The sequence below is a fragment of the Kitasatospora sp. NPDC001664 genome, assembly GCF_053596675.1.
Genome location: NZ_JBSFGS010000002.1, coordinates 439,047 through 456,302 on the forward strand (window position 1 = coordinate 439,047; position 17,256 = coordinate 456,302).

At 75.4% G+C, this 17,256-nt stretch carries 13 protein-coding genes; 9 read left to right on the forward strand and 4 right to left on the reverse strand.

Annotated features, from left to right (window positions below):
• Window positions 1–83: 83 nt before the first annotated feature.
• A complete protein-coding gene (locus tag ACWCYY_RS04370) occupies window positions 84–1,370 on the reverse strand; it encodes a COG1470 family protein (protein WP_449795054.1) in 1,287 nt (428 codons plus the stop codon).
• A gap of 181 nt (window positions 1,371–1,551) precedes the next feature.
• On the opposite strand from ACWCYY_RS04370, the gene ACWCYY_RS04375 reads away from it, so the two are divergent.
• The 4 genes from ACWCYY_RS04375 to ACWCYY_RS04390 all read left to right on the forward strand — a co-directional run bounded on the left by ACWCYY_RS04375 (window position 1,552) and on the right by ACWCYY_RS04390 (window position 8,826).
• A complete protein-coding gene (locus ACWCYY_RS04375; protein ID WP_449795055.1) occupies window positions 1,552–2,199 on the forward strand; it encodes a response regulator transcription factor in 648 nt (215 codons plus the stop codon).
• A gap of 308 nt (window positions 2,200–2,507) precedes the next feature.
• Window positions 2,508–5,963 (forward strand): hypothetical protein, encoded by a 3,456-nt coding sequence (locus ACWCYY_RS04380; protein WP_449795056.1) that lies wholly within the window; start codon window positions 2,508–2,510, stop codon window positions 5,961–5,963.
• Window positions 5,960–6,703 carry a DUF4255 domain-containing protein gene (locus tag ACWCYY_RS04385; RefSeq protein ID WP_449795057.1) on the forward strand — a complete coding sequence of 248 codons (744 nt, stop codon included), beginning with the start codon at window positions 5,960–5,962 and terminating at the stop codon, window positions 6,701–6,703. The genes ACWCYY_RS04380 and ACWCYY_RS04385 overlap by 4 nt, the downstream gene beginning before the upstream one ends.
• Complete coding sequence (locus ACWCYY_RS04390) at window positions 6,700–8,826, forward strand: ATP-binding protein (RefSeq protein ID WP_449795058.1); 2,127 nt, start codon at window positions 6,700–6,702, stop codon at window positions 8,824–8,826. Before ACWCYY_RS04385 ends, ACWCYY_RS04390 begins: the two co-directional genes overlap by 4 nt.
• A 165-nt stretch (window positions 8,827–8,991) precedes the next feature.
• Here ACWCYY_RS04390 and ACWCYY_RS04395 read toward each other — a convergent pair whose 3' ends face one another.
• The gene (locus ACWCYY_RS04395; RefSeq protein WP_449795059.1) at window positions 8,992–10,461 is read right to left on the reverse strand and encodes an MFS transporter; all 1,470 of its coding nucleotides are present in this window, start codon (window positions 10,459–10,461) and stop codon (window positions 8,992–8,994) included.
• A gap of 100 nt (window positions 10,462–10,561) precedes the next feature.
• On the opposite strand from ACWCYY_RS04395, the gene ACWCYY_RS04400 reads away from it, so the two are divergent.
• Window positions 10,562–11,122: a helix-turn-helix domain-containing protein gene (locus ACWCYY_RS04400; RefSeq protein ID WP_449795060.1), complete on the forward strand. Its 561-nt coding sequence runs from the start codon at window positions 10,562–10,564 to the stop codon at window positions 11,120–11,122.
• A gap of 123 nt (window positions 11,123–11,245) precedes the next feature.
• Complete coding sequence (locus tag ACWCYY_RS04405) at window positions 11,246–11,878, forward strand: eCIS core domain-containing protein (RefSeq protein WP_449795061.1); 633 nt, start codon at window positions 11,246–11,248, stop codon at window positions 11,876–11,878.
• Between the two features lie 101 nt (window positions 11,879–11,979).
• Here the strand turns inward: ACWCYY_RS04405 and ACWCYY_RS04410 are convergent, their stop codons facing one another.
• Both ACWCYY_RS04410 and ACWCYY_RS04415 read right to left on the reverse strand, forming a co-directional pair.
• Window positions 11,980–12,849, reverse strand: coding sequence for a siderophore-interacting protein (locus ACWCYY_RS04410; RefSeq protein ID WP_449795062.1), 870 nt, complete (start codon window positions 12,847–12,849; stop codon window positions 11,980–11,982).
• A 132-nt stretch (window positions 12,850–12,981) separates the two neighbouring features.
• The gene (locus ACWCYY_RS04415) at window positions 12,982–14,028 is read right to left on the reverse strand and encodes an ABC transporter substrate-binding protein (protein WP_449795063.1); all 1,047 of its coding nucleotides are present in this window, start codon (window positions 14,026–14,028) and stop codon (window positions 12,982–12,984) included.
• Between the two features lie 247 nt (window positions 14,029–14,275).
• On the opposite strand from ACWCYY_RS04415, the gene ACWCYY_RS04420 reads away from it, so the two are divergent.
• Genes ACWCYY_RS04420 through ACWCYY_RS04430 form a run of 3 tightly spaced genes read left to right on the forward strand, consistent with a single transcriptional unit; the run spans window position 14,276 to window position 17,213 of the window.
• A complete protein-coding gene (locus ACWCYY_RS04420; protein ID WP_449795064.1) occupies window positions 14,276–15,313 on the forward strand; it encodes a FecCD family ABC transporter permease in 1,038 nt (345 codons plus the stop codon).
• Window positions 15,310–16,380, forward strand: coding sequence for a FecCD family ABC transporter permease (locus tag ACWCYY_RS04425; protein WP_449795065.1), 1,071 nt, complete (start codon window positions 15,310–15,312; stop codon window positions 16,378–16,380). Before ACWCYY_RS04420 ends, ACWCYY_RS04425 begins: the two co-directional genes overlap by 4 nt.
• Window positions 16,377–17,213, forward strand: coding sequence for an ABC transporter ATP-binding protein (locus ACWCYY_RS04430; protein ID WP_449795066.1), 837 nt, complete (start codon window positions 16,377–16,379; stop codon window positions 17,211–17,213). The genes ACWCYY_RS04425 and ACWCYY_RS04430 overlap by 4 nt, the downstream gene beginning before the upstream one ends.
• Window positions 17,214–17,256: the final 43 nt, after the last annotated feature.

Sequence of the window (17,256 nt, forward strand, 5' to 3'; positions counted from 1 at the left end):
GCGTCAACTCCGCCGGCGGGGACCGGCAGGAGGGGCCGCCGCCGCGTCCGACGGTGGCGGCCCCGGTCCCGGGGCGGGTGCGCTCAGCCGAGGGTGCCGCTGATCAGGGCGGCGGCGGAGCAGGTGGAAGGGGCGGGGCCGGTCGGCGGGTGTCCGGGGGCCTGGCAGTTCACCCGGACGGTGACCCGCTGCCGGGCGTTGACCAGGATGGCCGAGGCCCAGTGGAAGTCCTGTTCGCGGAAGTTCTCCAGGGCAGGGGCGAGCAGGGGCTTGTCGTCCACCGAGATGGTGACGGTGCCGCTGTCGCCCTGCGGGTTCTCCAGGACCAGGTCGGTGAGTCGGAGGGTCTTCCCCTCGGGCACGGTGTAGCTCTGCGCGGCCTCCTTGCCGGTGGCGGGGGAGGCGGTCAGCCGGGTGGAGAAGAGCGCGGCCTCCGGGCCGGGCGCCGGGGCACCCGGGACGGGGCTGGCACTGGGGCTCGATGAGGGGGACGGAGGCGGGGTGACGCCGGCCGCCTTCTGCGCCTCGGCAGCCGCCTTCGCCGCGTCGCCGGCCTTCTTCTCGGCGGCGGAGGCCTGCGCCTGCGCGGACTCGAGCGGCTCCTTGACCGCCTCCTTGGCCAGGCTCTTGACGCTGGGCCGCAGCAGCCCGAACCACAGTCCGGCGAGCACCGCCGCCAGGACCAGCAGCAGGGCCAGGGCGCGGAGCAACCCCCGGGAGAGCACCGGCTGTTGGACGTAGGTGCCGTCGAGGGCGAGCGGCTCGGCGCCGTCCGGGACGACGGTCAGCCGGAAGGCGTGCGGGACGGCCGTGCCGCGCCAGATCCGTCGCTCGGGACGGACCTTGAGGTCGACGAAGGAGGCCCGCCCGGGATCGGTGGACACCGGGGCGGCGGGGAGCTCGAAGGTGAGCAGTTCGCCGCGGTCGGCGCCGGCGAGGGTGGCGGAGACCGGTCGGTTGCCCCGGTTGTCCAGGGCCAGGCGGTGGCGGCCGGTGCCCCGGCCCTGGGAGATCTGCGGGCTCAGCTCGGCGTCGAACCGCCCGATCGGGAGGATCTCCACGACCCCTTCGGGCACCGCCGCGTCCTGGGGGCGCTCCTGCGGCTGCACCCGCACCGCGAACGGCACCGGGCCCGCGAGGGGCGCGTCCTCCACGGGCGGTCGGACCAGGACGGAGACCTGGCCCGTTGTGCCCGGGTAGAGGGAGAGCAGGTCCGGTTCGACCGTGCACCACTCCGCCGCCGCGCCGAGCACCTCGAAGTGGTAGGCCTCCACGATCTCGCCGCTGTTGCGGACTTCCAGGCCGATCCGGACTTCTTCGCCGGGCAGCACCGAACTGGCCGGCGGCTCCAGGCGGGCGGAGGTGGTCATGCCGCGAGGGTACGGAGCGCCCCGGGGGCGGGCAGGTGCCCCGCGGTCACACATTCGGGCACGGATGCTGCCCGTTGAGTCCTTGTGAAGTGCCTGCTGACTGACCGGGAGTTCACTGGTGCCGGGCCGACGGTCGGTGCGTGCGGAGCACCGGGCGCGGCCGAGTCAGGGGGTGTCGTCGGTGCGGTACCAGGGGAACGGCGGCGGTGAGCGGATCAAGGTCCGGCTCTGCGCCCAGGATCCGATCACCGAGGCCGGGCTGTCCGGGCAGCTGCGGCCCTGCCCGGAGCTGCGGCTGCTGCGGGAGGACGAGGCGGACGAGGCGGCCGTGCTCTTGGTTGCCTTCGACCGGGTCGGGGAGGAGGAGGTGCAGACGCTCCGTCAACTGCGGCGCACCGCACCGGGGCAGCTGGTGCTGGTCGGCACCGAACTGGACGACGTCGGGCTGGTGGCGGCGGTGGAGTGCGGGGTGGTCGGGGTGGTGCGGCGGGCCGAGGCCACGGCGGCGCGGCTGGTGCAGACCATCGTGGCGGCGGCGCGGGGCGAGGGGACGGTGCCCGCGGACCTGCTCGGCCGGCTGCTGGAGCAGGTCGGCCGGCTCCAGCGGCAGGTGCTGGACCCGCGCGGGCTGGCCTTCACCGGGCTGTCGGCGCGGGAGGTGGAGGTGCTGCGGCTGGTCGCGGCCGGGCACGACACGGCGGAGATCGCGGAGGCGCTCGCGTTCTCCGAACGGACCGTCAAGAACGTGCTCCACGAGGTGACCACCCGGCTCCAACTGCGCAACCGCTCGCACGCGGTGGCCTACGCGATGCGGGAGGGCTTCATCTGAGCCGGGGCAGGCGGCCAGCCAGGTGGGCGAGAGGGAGGCTCGATCGGGGGCGGGAGCGGCTTGGCCGGTGGTGGTGTGCCGAGGCGTGCTGCGGTGCGGGTTGGGTCGGGGCGCGGTGCCGGATCGCCCGAAGGGGCAGTGGGGGGTGCCCCGGTGGGTGCCCGTGGTGGGGTGTGGCGGGGGTGGGGATCCGGGAGGGTGGTGCGGAGGGTCGGAGGTGACGGAGGCCGGGGGAGACCGTGACGCGAGGTGTGGTCCGGCGGGGATCGGGTCGGCGTGGTGCGGGGCGGCCGGCGGCCGTGCGGCGGGTGCTGAGGGCCTGTCTGGCCGGGGTGCTGGTGGCGGCCGTGCTGGCCGCGGTGCCCCGGGCCGGGACCGGCCGGGGACTGCCCGTGCAGCTGCTGGCGGCCGAGCCGGCTCCCGGGCGGATCGTGTACGCCGCGGACCAGAGCCACCGGGCGCTGGTGCTGGCGGCCGGGTCGGAGGCGCCGACCACGGCGCTGCTGCCGCCCGGGTCGGCCGGGGAGGACTGCCAGCCCTCGGTGCGCGGGGACGCCCTGGTCTGGGTGAGTGACCGGAGCGGGCAGGGCGAGCGCTTGATGTGGCGTCAGGGGGAGGCGCCGGCGAAGGTCCTGCTGGAGCGGCCCGGTTGGCGGTTGAAACACCCGGCGCTGTCGCCGGACGGGCAGTGGCTGGCCTTCACGTCCTGGCAGTCCGAGGACAGGTTCGAGGGGCTCTGCCGTCAGGACGAGTACCAGGACTCCTACCCGGTGCCGGAAGCCGACGACACCCGGGACGAGGACCACCGCCCCGGCCTGTGGGTGGTCCGGACGGACGGCAGTGGGCTGCGGCGGCTGGCCGTGGACGCCGGCTGGGGCAGCTGGTCGCCGGACGGGCGGCAGCTGGCGTACGAGCACGCCGATGCGGTGTACCGGGTCCCGTTCGCACCCGGCGGCCCGGCGGTGCGGGTGGCGACCGGGACGGACAAGGCCCGGCGCCCGGCCTGGGAGCCGGTGGACGGAGAGGGGCACGGGCGGATTGCCTTCCTGGCCGGGGCTCCTGACGGTGTCCCGTCGATCGGCACCGTCCCGCCGGGCGGGGGCACGCCGACCTGGGTGGTGAAGTACGCCGGGAGGGACCTCGCCTGGTCACCGGACGGGAGGCGGATCGCCTTCCTCTGGGGCGGCTACGCGTCCGAGGTCGAGGTCGACGACGAATGCGGGGGCTGTACGGCGCGGCAGGTGGCGTACAGCACCCATCCGTTCGAGTCGGCGGCTTGGTACACGCGAGCGGGAGGGCGGCAGCCGATCGTGCTGCTGACGGAGGTGAACGGGAGCTACCGGCATCTGGAAAGCGTTTTCCCGAGCGTGCCGCTGGAGCGACTGGACCTCGTCCCGCAGGACCTGCGCCGACGGATCGAGTACCGGGACCCGGCCTGGTCGCCGGACGGGCGGCGGCTGGCCTTCGTCCAGGTGCTGACGCGCAGTGAGGCCCCGGACGACTACCGGCTGATGGTCGGCGATCCGGCCGACCTGGCGCACGCGGCGGAGGTGGCGGGCGACGGCGTCGGCGGGGTGCTGATCGGAAAGCGCCGTCCCGCCTGGTCGCCGGACGGGACCCGGCTGGCCTACGCCGAGGGCGGTGGCGGAGAGTGCGGGGACGGCGGGGACTGCCCCGAGGACGAGATGTACCAGGGCGGCGAGGTCAAGGTGGTGGACCTGAGCGCCGGGGCCGACCGGGCACGGGTGCTGTTCACCGTGCCGGAGCGGGCCGCGCCCCGGAGCAGGTGCCACTCCCAGGACCTGGACCCGAGTTGGTCGGCCGACGGGACGCGGATAGCGCTTTCCCGGGCGAGCCAGTGCTTCCCCGAGGTCGGTGTCGCCGGGCGTTCGGCCGGCCCGGGTTCGGCTGCCCTGGGATCGGGTGGGGCAGGCGTCGGGGGGCAGGGGCCGAACGGTGCGCGGCCGAGTGGCGCGAGTGCGAGTGGGACAGAGGCGAGCGGGACAGGGGCGAGCGGGGCGGTCGACCGGGGCCTCGCCGCCCGGCGGTCGGCGGCGCCGGGCCCGGCCGCCGCCGAGTGGTCCCGGGAGCGGCTCGCCTCCGAGGAGCGGGGAGGCGCGCGCCACATCTGGACCGTCAGCGCCGTCGACGGTTCCGACCAGCGGGATCTGACCGCCCGTCAGTGCGGGATCGAGGACTGCCCGGTCCGTGACGAGCGCCCGGCCTACGCGCCGGAAGGCGACCGCCTCGCGTTCAGCCGGGTCACCCTGGAGCGGCCGCCGACGCCCACCCCCGCGCCCCCGTCCCCGTCGTCGCCCTCGGCGCCGCCCACCCCTGGTCCGCTGCGCGCCCTCGACTCGTACGACACGGAGAACCGGACCCTGCTGACCATGGCCGGCTCCGCCGCCGACTGCCGTCAGGTCGTGCCCCGGAGCGACGCCTGTCCGACCTACGTCCGACCCGTGCCGCCCGGCGACGGTCCGTTCCGCGAGCCCGCCGCACCCGCCTGGTCGCCGGACGGCCGCCAACTGGTCTTCGAGACCGAGCAGGTGGAGCCCGACGGCGACGGCGAGTACCGGGTCACCACGCTCGGCCTCGCCGACGCCGTCAGTGGAGAGGGGCGCCTGCTGCCCGGCCCGGTGTACGGCGAGCAGACCACCCCCACCTGGCAGCCGACCGCCGACCTGGAGGTGACGCTGGCCGCCGACCGTCCCCAGGTGGCGGAGGGTGACAGTGCCGAACTCACCCTCACCGTGAGCAACCTCGGCCCCGCTCCCGCCCGCCCGACCACCGCCGACCTCGCCCTTCCGGCCGGCCTGGTGCCCACCGGTGTGCCGACCCCCTCGCAGGGCACCTGCACCGGCTCCCCGCCCGCGCCGCCGCCCGGCTGCACCCTCGGCACCCTCCGCGCGGGCGAGCGGGCCACCGTCCGGGTGACGGTCACCGCCCGCGCGCTGGGCCCCCAGACCGGCACGGGCAGCGCCGGGACCGGCACCGGCACCGGATCCGGAACCACGGCGGGGGCAGGGACCGTCGACCCCCGCCCCGAGAACAACCGCGCCGAGGTCACCGTCGCCGTCACCGCGCGCCGGCCCTCCGCGCGGCCGGACCCGGCGGTCACCGTCGCGCTGGATCCGGCGACCGCCCACGTCGGCGGCACGGTCACGGCCCGCGTCACCGTCCGCAACCTGGGCGGAACCCCCGCCACAGGCGTGACCTTGGCCACCCAACTCCCGCCCGGCGCCAAGGTGGTGAGCGGCTGCACCGCGGCCTGTCCGGTCGCGCTGCCGACGGCGGGAGCGGAGGAGGTGGTCACGGTGGTGTTCCGGCCCGCCGCTGCCGCATCCACCGTGTCGTACGGTGCCACCGTCACCGCAGCGCTCACCGTCGCCGGGGACGACGAGCAGCCGGGCAACGACACCGCATCCGCCACGCTGACCGTACTGCGCCCCGCCGTGCTGCTCAGTCCGCCGATCGGACCGCCGGGGACGGTCACCCTCGCGTACGGCAGCCAGTTCCCGCCGGGGGCCGAGCTGCGGCTGAGCTGGAGCGCGGGCGTCACGGCCGCAGCCGCGCCGGTGCGGGTGGGGGCGGACGGGGCCTTCGCCGCACCCGTGTTGGTGATGCGCCAGGACGTCCTGGGGGCACGGGAGTTGGTGGTGCGGCAGGCGGCACCGGGTGATCCGGTCTTCGGCGAGGTGCGGACCGGCTTCCGGGTGGTGCCCGGCGTCCTCCAGCCCCGCGACTTCCAGTGGCGGCGGTGAGCGCGGCGGTGATCCACGAGGTGGACGAGGCGCTGCGGGCTCTGGTCCGGGCCGAGGTGCTGGCCGGGGCGGAGGTGGACCTGGTCTTCGACGCCCCGACCCGGGACTGGGCGGCCCGGCGGAACACCCCCACGGTCAACCTCTACCTCTACGACATCCGGGAGGACCTCAAGCGGGGCTCCCGGGGGCGGCAGAACGTCTACGACGCCGACGGGGCGGTGGTGGCGCGCACGCTGCCACCGCGCTATTTCAAGCTCTCCTACCTGATCAGTGCCTGGACCCAGCGCCCGGAGGACGAACACCGGCTGCTGGCCGCCCTGTTGCACTGCTTCCTGCGCCACACCGCACTGCCCCCGCCCGGTCTCGGGCCCGAACTCGCCGCCACCGGACTGCCGGTGCCGATCGGGATCGCCCTGCCGCCACCGGAGGACCGCGCCTTCGCGGACGTCTGGTCGGCGCTGGGCGGCGAGTTGAAGCCCTCGCTGGACCTGGTGGTCAGTGCGCCCGTGGTCACCGCGCCGCTCTACCCTGCCGGCCCGCCGGTCGGGGAGGACGGACTCCACTTGCAGAGCGGGGAGTTCGGAGGCCCGCCGGCCCGGGAGGTCGCGGAGGAGGAGGGTGCCGCCGACGGCGGCCGGCCGGTCGACGGCCCGTTGACCGACGGACCCCCGTTGGGCGGCGTGGCGGCGGACGGCCCGTCGGCGGACGGGCGGGGACGGCGGCGGGGGAGGCGGCTGTGAGCGACGCCCACCTGGCCGAGCGGGTGGCGCTGGTGGAGCAGCGGATCCGGCGGGCGGTGGCGGCCCGACGGGCGGTCGATCCGACGCCTGACGATCCGTTCCGGGGGCTGTACCTGGCCGACGAGGCGGTGCAGCGGCTGCTCGACCGGCCGGTCTCCGCGGTCCCGGGGCCGGACACGGTGGACGAGGGGCGGCTGGCGGAGGCGGAGCGGCTGGCGGAGGTCACCGGTTCGCGGCTCCGGTCGCTCCGGCTCGGCTTCGAACTGGAGCCGCTGGACGTGGAGTTGCTGCTGGTGGCGCTGGTGCCCGACCTGGACGCGCGCTTCGAGCAGCTGTACGGGTACCTCAACGACGACGTGACGCGCAGGCGTCCGACCATCGGTCTGGCGCTCGCGCTCTGCGGCGTTCCGGCGGTCTCGGCGGCGGCCCGCGGACGGTTCGTTGCCCCGGCACCGCTGCCGGGGCGCGGGCTGTTGCTGGTGGAGGAGGCCGACCGGCCGTTCCTCGGGCGGTCGTTGCGAGTGCCGGACCGGGTCGCGGCGCACCTGTTGGGCGACGACGCTCCGGACCACCGGCTGGCCGAACTACTGCTGCCGGTAAGGCCGTTGCGGCCCGGTGGCGGGCGTGAGCTTGGGCATGGGCTTGGGCATGGGTGTGGCCGGGACCGGCTCGCGGCGGCGGTGGAGGCGGTCGGACTGGTGTACCTGCGGGAGCCGGCGGGGGGATCGGCGCGCGGGGTGGCGGTGGAGGCGCTCCGGGCGGCCGGGCGGGCGGCCCTGGTGCTCGACCTGAACCGGCTCGCCCGGGATCCGGCACCGACCGAGGTGCTGGTGGCGGTGGGGCGGGAGGCGGGGTTCGGCGGGCCCCGGGAGGACGTGGGAGCGGTGGCCGGAGCGCCGGTCGGAGCGTCGGAAGGGATGGCGGCAGCGGTGGCGGCAGGGGTGGTGGCCGGGCCGGTGGAGGCGCTGGCCGAACGGCCGGAGCTGGTCCGCGCGCTGACGGAGCTTCCGGTGCCGGTGCTGCTGACCGGACGGGGCAGCTGGGAGCCGGAGTGGTCGGCGAGGGTGCCGCTACTGGTGGAGACCGGGCGGCTGGGGGCGGCGGACCGGGCCGGGCTCTGGCGGGCGGCGCTGCCGGAGGCGGCGGTGGACCTGCGGGTGGCGGCGCCGTTCGAGCTCTCGCCGGAGCAGGTCGGCCGGGCCGCCCGGACGGCGGAGCAGCAGGCGCTGCTGGCCGGCGGGCCGCTGACCGAGGTCCACCTCCTGCACGGGGTGCGGGCGCAGAACAGCTCCGGCCTGGAACGGCTGGCCCGCCGGATCGAGCCGGGCGTGGGGTGGGCGGACCTGGTGCTGCCGCCGGCCGCTCTCGGCCAGCTGCGCGAGCTCGCCGCCCGGGCCCGCCACCGGGACCGGGTCCTGGGGGACTGGGCGATGCGGCCGGGCGGCGGGCGGGGGCGCGGGGTGATGGCGCTGTTCGCGGGGGACTCGGGGACCGGGAAGACGCTTTCCGCCGAGGTGATCGCCGGTGAACTCGGCCTCGACCTCTACACCGTGGACCTGGCCACCGTGGTGGACAAGTACGTCGGTGAGACCGAGAAGAACCTGGAGCGGATCTTCACCGAGGCCGCCGGGGTGAACGCGGTGCTGCTCTTCGACGAGGCCGACGCGATCTTCGGCAAGCGCTCCGAGGTCAGGGACGCGCACGACCGCTACGCCAACGTGGAGAGCGCTTACCTGCTCCAGCGGATGGAGAGCTTCGACGGCCTGGCCGTGCTCGCCACCAACCTGCGGGCCAACCTCGACGAGGCCTTCACCCGCCGCCTCGACCTGGTGGTGGACTTCCCGATGCCCGACACGGAGCAGCGCACCGCCCTCTGGGAGCGGTGCCTCGGCTCGGCGCTGCCGCGCGGCGACGACCTCGACCTCCCCTTCTGCGGACGCTCCTTCGAGCTGGCCGGCGGCGACATCCGCTCGGCCGCCGTCACCGCCGCGTACCTGGCGGCGGAGGCGGACCGACCGGTGGGGATGTCCGAGGTGGTGGCCGCCGTCGCCCGTGAGTACCGCAAGCTCGGGCGCCTCTGCCTGCCGAACGAGTTCGGCTCCTACCACCACCTGGCCCGCTGAGCCGTGGCACCGTCCCGTGGGACGTGGGACGTGGGACGTGGGACGTGTGACGTGGGACGTGGGACGTGGATGGCGGGTAGCGGGTAGCGGGTAGCGGGGGCGGGTCGCAGGTGACGAGTCGACGGTGGTGTGGACAGGCGGCAGGGCCGCCTCCTTGACCCGTCGTCAGGACCGCTCGGCCGCCGTCCTCCCACCCTCGGTGCGGCCTGCCCGGGCGACCGGGAGCAGCAGCAGTCCGCACGCGGCCACCAGCAGCCATCCCGGCCGGACGGCCGGGGCCAGGTCGGCGGGGGCGGCGCCCGAGACCAGGATGCCCGCCAGCGCGATGCCCAGTCCCGAACCGAACTGCCGCGCCGTGGAGGTGATCGCGCCCGCCACCCCGGCGCGGGCTGCGGGCAGGCCGCCCACGGCGGTGTTGGTGATCGGGGCGTTGGCGAAGCCGAAGCCGACGCCGACCAGCAGGTAGCCGAGCAGCAGGAGCGGCAGGCCCGCGCCCGCGCCGGGCGAGGAGAGCTGGAACAGCGAGAACAGGCAGACCCCGCCCGCCGTCAGAAAGCCACCGGCCAGCAGCAGTGGCCGACGCGGGCCGACCCGGGCGGTGAGGCGGCCGGACCACGGGGCGCAGACGATCGCGCCGAGGGCCATCGGCAAGGTGGCGGTTCCCGCGGCGAGTGCGCTCCAGCCCCGGGCCTGCTGGAGGTAGAGGGTGGAGAGCAGCAGGGTCAGACCGAGCGCGACGAACACCGCCACCGCGCCCAGCACCGCGCCGGTGAAGGCCGGCCGACGGAACAGCCCGAGGTCCATCAGCGGCTCCGCACGCCGACTCTCCACCCGGACGAAGGCGACCGTCACGGCGAGGACCACCGCGTACGCGGTCAGTGCGGCGGGCGAGGTCCAGCCGATCCGCGGGCCCTCGATCAGCACCCCGACCGAGACCCCGACCAGCACGGCCAGCAGCACCTGCCCGGGCAGGTCGAGCCGCCGGGCCTGCGGGGCGCGCGACTCCGGTACGTGACGCACCGTCAGGGCCAGCGCCACCAGCACCACCGGGACGTTGACCCAGAACAGCGAGCGCCACCCGAGGCCGTCCACCAGCGCACCGCCGGTCACCGGACCGGCGGCCATGCTGAGCCCGAAGACCGCCGCCCAGACCCCGATCGCCCGGGCCCGCTCCTTCGGGTCGGGCATCGCGTTGACCACGATGGCCAGCGCGACCGGGCTGAGCATGGAGGCGCCGATCCCCTGGAGGCTGCGGGCCGCCACCAGCCAGCCGAGCGACGGCGCGAGCGCGCAGAGCAGCGAGGCGGCCCCGAACGCCGCCAGGCCCAGGCGGAAGATCCGCCGTCGCCCGAAGCGGTCGGCCAGCGCCCCCGAGGTGATCAGCAGTGCGGTGAGCACCACGGTGTAGGCGTCGACGGTCCAGGCGAGGGCGTGGACGGAGACGCCCAGGCCGGCGCCGACGGCGGGCAGGCCGATGTTGACGATGGTGGTGTCCAGGCCGACCAGGAACAGGCTGAGGCAGCAGACCGCCAGCACCGTCCACCGTCGGCGGGCGTCGAGCCCGGGCGGTGGAGCGGGCGTTGCGGACGTGGCGGTGGTGGCGGTGGCAGGGGTGACAGGGGTGGGCGCGGTCACGGTGGCCTCTCACGGTGCGTCAGGACGGTGCTGCCGCCCAGCCTGGGGCTGCGGGCCCCGTCGTGCCCAGGTGCTTTGCCGTTCCTGCAAGGATGGCCCCGTGGACGCGGAACTCGAAGAGGTACTGGACGCCATCGGCCCCCGGCTGCGCACCCTGCGCCGCGACCGGGGCCTCACCCTGGAGGCGCTCGCCGAGAGCACCGGCATCTCGGTCAGCACGCTCTCCCGCCTGGAGTCCGGCAAGCGGCGCCCCTCCCTCGAACTCCTCATCCCGCTGGCCCGGGCCCACCGGGTGGCCCTCGACCAGCTGGTCGCCGCCCCGGCCAGCGGGGACCCACGGGTCCACCTCCAACCGGTCCACCGCCACGACGGCAGCGTGGTCGTCCCGCTCACCCAGTACCCGGGCCGGGTCCGGGTCTTCAAGCAGGTGCTGGCCCCGCGCGAGCCCAAGCTCGTCACCCACGGCGGGTACGAGTGGCTCTACGTCCTGGCCGGCACCGTCCGCCTGATCCTCGGCGAGGGCGAACTGACGCTCCGTCCGGGCGAGGTCGCCGAGTTCGACACCAGCGAGCCGCACTGGTTCGGCCCCGCCGACGAGCACCCCGTCGAGGTCCTCCACCTCTTCGGCCCCCAGGGCGACCAGGTCGTGGTGCGCACCTGACCGGGGGGCTGCCCCAGGGGATGGGCGGGCTGCCCGAAAGGCGGCGGAGCGGGCCCTGGGCGGCCCGCAAGGGCGCGGGGCAGGCTGGGCGGGGTGTCGGTCAGCGGCTGCTGAGGGGGCGTCATGCGGGAGTACGAGCACGAGGGGGAGGGCGGCGGTTCGGGGCTACGGCCCCGGGCGGGCCGGGATGGTGCCGGGCCGGGCGGGGTGGAGCTGCGGGCGGCGGTGGGCGGGCGGCCCGAAGTGCTGGGCGCGGCTGGGCTGTTGGGGCTGCAGCGGGTGGCCGGGAACGCGGCGGTGGGGGCGGTGCTGGAGGAGGGGGCCGAGGAGGCGCGTTCGCCGGTGCACGAGGTGGTGGCCGGGGGCGGGGAAGCGCTGGAGCCGGCGGTGCGGCAGGACATGGAGGCGCGGCTGGGCCACGACTTCGGGGACGTCCGGGTGCACACCGACCAGGCCGCGCACGACTCCGCCCGGTCGGTCGACGCGCACGCCTACACGGTCGGCTCGCACGTGGTGTTCCAGCGGGACGCGTACGACCCGGGCTCGCACCGGGGGCGGACCACGCTCGCGCACGAGCTGACGCACGTGGTGCAGCAGCGGGCCGGGGCGGTGGACGGGACGGAGACGGCGGGCGGTGTCCGGGTGAGTGACCCCGGGGACCGCTTCGAGCGGGAGGCGGCGGACACCGCCGACCGCGTGACGGCGGAGCCGTCGGTGCAGCGGGCGGAGGAGGACGAGCTGCCCACCGAGGAGTAGTCAGCCCGGGACCGACGACGCATGCGGTCCGTACGCGCCGACCCGTGTGCGGCGGTCCCTGTGGGCAGGGTGGTGCGGGTCGGCGTGTGCTGGGCGGCGTGTCAGGAGCCGGTGACGGCTGCCTGGCCGGCGGCCTCCGCCGCTGCCTGGGCCTCGGCGATGGCCTCGGCGCGCAGTTGCTCCTCGGAGGAGCCGAGGCGCCAGTAACCGGTGAACTCCACCAGCTTGCGGTCGAAGCCGCGCTCGCCGACCAGGTGGCGGCGGATCGAACGGACGGCGGCGGCCTCGCCGGCCACCCAGGCGTACGGGGTGCCGGCCGGGAGGTCGGCGGTGCGCAGGGCGTCCAGGGCCAGGCCGGGGCGGGCGCTGTCGCGGACCAGCCAGCGGACCTCGGCCTCGGCGGCGGTGGTGAGCTCCAGGCGGTCGTCCTCGGTGGGGACTTCGAGGAAGGCGCTGACCCGGGTCCCGGCGGGCAGCCACTCCAGGATGGCGGCGGCCGCCGGCAGGGCGGTCTCGTCGGCGGTCAGCAGGATCCACTCCGCCCCGGCCGGCGGACGGAAGCCGACGCTGGTGTTGTCCTCGACGGCCGGGCCGAGCAGCAGCACCCGGTCGCCGGCGGCGGCCCGGCCGGCCCAGGCCGAGGCCGGGCCGGTGTCGCCGTGCAGGACGAAGTCCACGTCCACCTCAGGGAGTTCGGGACGGGCGGCGCGCACGGTGTAGGAGCGCATCACCGCCCGCTCCTGCTCGGGCAGTGCCCGCCAGGCCCAGAACCAGCCCTCGCCCTCCTCGACCGGGACCACCGGCTCCGGCTGGCCGGGGTGCGGCAGGAAGAGCGAGAAGCTCTGGTCCCGCCCGCCGGAGGCGAAGCCGGCCAGTGCCGGGCCGCCGAAGGTGATCCGGAGCAGCGAGCTGCTCAGCCGCGCGGTGCGGACCACCTCGGCGGGGAAGAAGGCGAAGGGCTGGTCGGACATCGCGGGTACCTCCGGCAAGGGGCTCAGCAGGGACTCAGTAGGGGCGGATCAGTGGGTCGGCAGTGGGCCGGCGGGGCGTCGACGGGGCGTCGACGGCGCGTCGGCCCGGTGCGAGCGGGCCCTGAGCAGGCGTCAGGAGAGCTTCTTGGCGCTCTCGATGGCCTTGGCGAGGTCCTCCAGCAGCGGGGCGGCGCCCGCGTAGGAGAAGCGCGGGACGGCGTCCCACGGGGTGACCTGGTTGGCCTTGACCGCCGGCAGCTGGGCCCAACCGGGCTTGGACGCGAGGTCCTTGGGCTGGAGCGCGGTGGAGCGCTTGTCGAGCAGCAGCAGGTCGGCGGGGTACTTGCCGGCGTTCTCCCAGCTGAGCGACTCGAAGTAGCCGCCCTGGTCCAGCTTGTCCGGGACGACGATGTCCACGCCCAGCTCCTTGAAGTACATGAGGTCCGTGCTCATGCCCGGAGCGGAGGCGTAGAAGATGTCGGCGGCACCCGAACAGGCCAGCACCTTCAGGCCGTTGGCGGCCTTGGCGGCCTGGCGCAGCTTCTCGGCGGCGGCCTCGAAGCGGGCCTTGGCGTCGGTGACCTCCTTGGCCTTCAGGTCGGCGCCGAGCGAGGCGGCCAGCTCCGCGTAGCGGCGGATCGGCTCGGGCAGCGGCACCCGGCCGGTGGTGACGGCGACCTGCGGGGCGAGCGGCAGGATCTTGTCCTTGCTCTCCTCGGGGACGTACCAGAGCTGGTCGGCGTCGTACATGTGGGTGACCAGCAGGTCGGGGCGCAGGGCCGCGTACTTCTCGATGCTGAACTCGCCCCAGGCGTTGCCGATGATCTCGATCTTGCCGAGGTCGAGGTTGCCGGCCTGGGGGTCGGGCTTGCCGTCGGCGCCCTTGGTCTCGCCGAAGACGCCGACGATCCGGTCGCGGAGGCCGAAGTCGTGCAGGGCGGCGGCGGTGCCGGTGAAGGCGACGATCCGCTGGGGGACGGCCTTGGCGGTGACCTCCTTCTTGCGGTCGTCGGTGAACGACCACGGACCGGAGGCGGCGCCCGAACCGGAGCCCGCAGAGGCGGAGGAGTCCTTGGAGCCGGAGCTGCCGCAGGCGGCGAGCACCGCGCCGAGGCCGACGGCGCCGGAGGCGGCGAGCAGGCCGCGACGGGTGAGGTGGGCGGGACCGGCGTTCGTCATGGCGGTGACTTCTCTCGTGCGGGAACGTGCGGGAGCGTGCGGGGACACGGCGGACATGAGGTCAGGGGGCTGCGGAGGGCACGCCCGCATTCGGGGGCATGCGGGCGTGCCGCAGCGGGCGGGCCGTCGCCGTGGGGCACCGGAGTACCCGGAGCGGCGGCCGCCGATCGTTAGGTTAGCCTAACCATTGTTACTGTCCATCAGGGCGGGGTACCCCCCTGAACTGCACCGGAGTCCGCTCGTGTCCTTGACCAAGTCGCCACCGCAGGCCGCGGCAGGCGCCCCACGGCCGCCGGGGCGTCAGGCCCGGCGCGCCGCCGGGCTGTTCGCCGCCCTGCTCCTGCTGCTCCTCGTCCTGGTCCTGAGCCTGGCGGTCGGGGCGAAGCAGCTGGGCCCCGGCGAGGTGTGGCGGGGGCTCACCGAGCAGGGCTCGCCCGCCTGGACGGTGGTGCACGAGATGCGCCTGCCGCGCACCCTGCTCGGCCTGCTGGTCGGCTGCGCGCTCGGCCTGGCCGGCGGAGTGATGCAGGCCCTGACCCGCAACCCGCTGGCCGACCCCGGTCTGCTCGGCATCAACGCCGGCGCCTCGGCCGCCGTCGCCTCCGCCGTCACCTTCTTCGGCGTCAGCTCCTTCGGCGGGTACGTCTGGTTCGCGCTCGGCGGCGCCGCCGTGGTCTCGGCGGCCGTCTACGCCGTCGGCGGCGGCCGCACCGCCACACCCGCCCGGCTGGCCCTGGCCGGCTCCGCGCTGAACGCCGCGCTCTACTCCTACGTGATGGCCGTGATGCTGCTGAACGCGGCCTCGCTCCAGCAGATGCGGTTCTGGACCGTCGGCTCGCTGGCCTCCGCGCAGACCGACACCGTCCTCAAGGTGCTGCCCTTCGTGGCGGTCGGCGTGTTGCTCGCGCTCGCGCTGGCCCAGCCGCTCAACGCGCTGGCGCTGGGCGAGGACTCGGCCCTCGCGCTCGGCGCCCGGCCCGGCCGGGTGCGGGCCGGCGCGATCCTCGCCGTCGGACTGCTCTGTGGCGCGGCCACCGCCGCCTGCGGCCCGATCGTCTTCGTCGGCCTGCTGGTGCCGCACCTGGTGCGCGCGGTCACCGGCCCGGACCTGCGCTGGCTGCTGCCGTACTGCGCCGTGCTGGCCCCGGTGCTGCTGCTCGGCTCGGACGTGCTCGGCCGGGTGCTGGGCCGCCCCGGCGAGCTCCAGGTCGGGATCGTCACGGCGGTGCTCGGCGGGCCGCTCTTCCTCCACTTCGTCAGGCGGCCGAAGGCGGTGCGGGCATGAGCGCCCCTCAGGTGAGCACCTCCCGCGGTGCCGCCCGGTCCCTCACCCTGCGGACCGGCGGGCTCTCCGTCCGCCTGCGCCCGCGCGTGCTCGTGGCGCTCGCCCTGGTGCTGGCCGTGCTCCTGGTGCTCGCCGTACTGGCGATCGGCACCGGCGACTACCCGATCGCCCCCGCCGAGGTGGTCCGTACCCTGCTGGGCGACGGCACCCCCGCCCAGGACTTCATCGTCCACGAGCTGCGGCTGCCCCGGGTGGCCACCGCGCTGCTGGTCGGCGCGGGACTGGCACTCTCCGGCGCGCTCTTCCAGTCCCTGGTGCGCAACCCGCTCGGCAGCCCCGACATGCTCGGCTTCACCCAAGGCGCCTCCACCGGCGCCCTGGTGGCGATCGTGCTGCTCGGCGGCGGCACCTTCGCGCTCTCGGTCGGGGCGGTGGCCGGCGGCCTGCTCACCGGCCTGCTGATCTACCTGCTCGCCTGGCGCGGTGGCGTCCACGGCACCCGGCTGGTGCTGATCGGCATCGGCGTGATGTCGATCCTCACCGGGGTCAACGGCTACCTGCTCACCCGGGCCGAACTGGTCGACGCCTCCCGGGCGATGCTCTGGCTGACCGGCAGCCTGGACGGCCGCGGCTGGGACCAGGCCGGCCCGCTCGCCCTGGTGCTCGCCGTGCTGCTGCCGGCCGTGCTGCTCGGCGCCGGGCGGGCGCTGCGGCTGCTGGAGATGGGCGACGAGGCCGCGTCCGCGCTGGGCGTGCGGGTGCAGGGCGTACGGCTGCTGCTGATCGCCGCCGCCGTCGTGGTCGCCGCCTTCGCGGCCGCGGCCGCCGGGCCGGTCTCCTTCGTCGCACTGACCGCCCCTCAGCTGGCCCGCCGCCTCTCCCGCGCCCCCGGCCCGAACCTCACCGGCGCGATGGCCGTCGGCGCGGCCCTGACCGTCGGCGCCGACCTGCTCGGACAGCACCTGGTGGCCGGCCGGCAGCTGCCGGTGGGCGTGGTGACGGGCGTGCTCGGGGGAGGCTACCTGGTGTGGCTGATGGCCACCGAACGCAAGGCAGGACGGATATGACGGACCGACAGGAAGAGACCACCAAGGTGACCACCGCGCTCCCCTCCTCCCGGCTCGCGGGGCAGGGACTGACCCTCGCCTACGAGCAGCGCACCATCGCCGAGGGCCTGGAGGTGGCGATCCCGGACAACTCCTTCACGGTGATCGTCGGCCCCAACGCCTGTGGCAAGTCCACCCTGCTGCGCGCGCTGGCCCGGGTGCTCAAGCCCAAGGCCGGCCGGGTGCTGCTGGACGGCGCGGACATCGCCTCGCTGCCCCCGCGCACCGTGGCCCGCACCCTCGGTCTGCTGCCGCAGACCTCCATCGCCCCGGACGGCATCACCGTCGCCGAGCTGGTCTCCCGCGGCCGCCACCCCCACCAGGGCCTGCTGCGGCAGTGGTCCCGCGAGGACGAGCGGATCACCGACGAGTCGATGGCCGCGACGGGCGTACTGGAACTGGCCGACCGTCAGGTGGACGAGCTCTCCGGCGGCCAGCGCCAGCGGGTCTGGATCGCCATGGCCCTGGCCCAGCAGACCCCCCTGCTGCTGCTGGACGAGCCCACCACCTACCTGGACATCGCGCACCAGATCGAGGTGCTCGACCTCTGCGCCCGCCTGCACGAGGAGCAGGGGCGGACCCTGGTCGCCGTCCTGCACGACCTCAACCACGCCGCCCGGTACGCCACCCACCTGATCGCCATGCGCGACGGCCGGGTGCTGGCCGAGGGGGACCCGGCGCGGATCGTCACCGCGGAGCTGGTCGAGGAGGTGTTCCGCCTGCCCTGCCGCGTGATCGAGGATCCGGAGACCGGCAAGCCGCTGGTCATCCCGGCGGCGCGGGCCCGGACCTGACACGGTGTCCGCTCTCTGGTGTAGACCAAATGGTTGAGTCCAA

Coding starts and splice junctions, on each gene's coding strand:
- ACWCYY_RS04410 (WP_449795062.1), bottom strand. CDS start 12,849: ATGTCCGACCAGCCCTTCGCCTTCTTCCCCGCCGAGGTGGTCCGCACC.
- ACWCYY_RS04430 (WP_449795066.1), top strand. CDS start 16,377: ATGACGGACCGACAGGAAGAGACCACCAAGGTGACCACCGCGCTCCCC.
- ACWCYY_RS04405 (WP_449795061.1), top strand. CDS start 11,246: ATGCGGGAGTACGAGCACGAGGGGGAGGGCGGCGGTTCGGGGCTACGG.
- ACWCYY_RS04370 (WP_449795054.1), bottom strand. CDS start 1,370: ATGACCACCTCCGCCCGCCTGGAGCCGCCGGCCAGTTCGGTGCTGCCC.
- ACWCYY_RS04425 (WP_449795065.1), top strand. CDS start 15,310: ATGAGCGCCCCTCAGGTGAGCACCTCCCGCGGTGCCGCCCGGTCCCTC.
- ACWCYY_RS04415 (WP_449795063.1), bottom strand. CDS start 14,028: ATGACGAACGCCGGTCCCGCCCACCTCACCCGTCGCGGCCTGCTCGCC.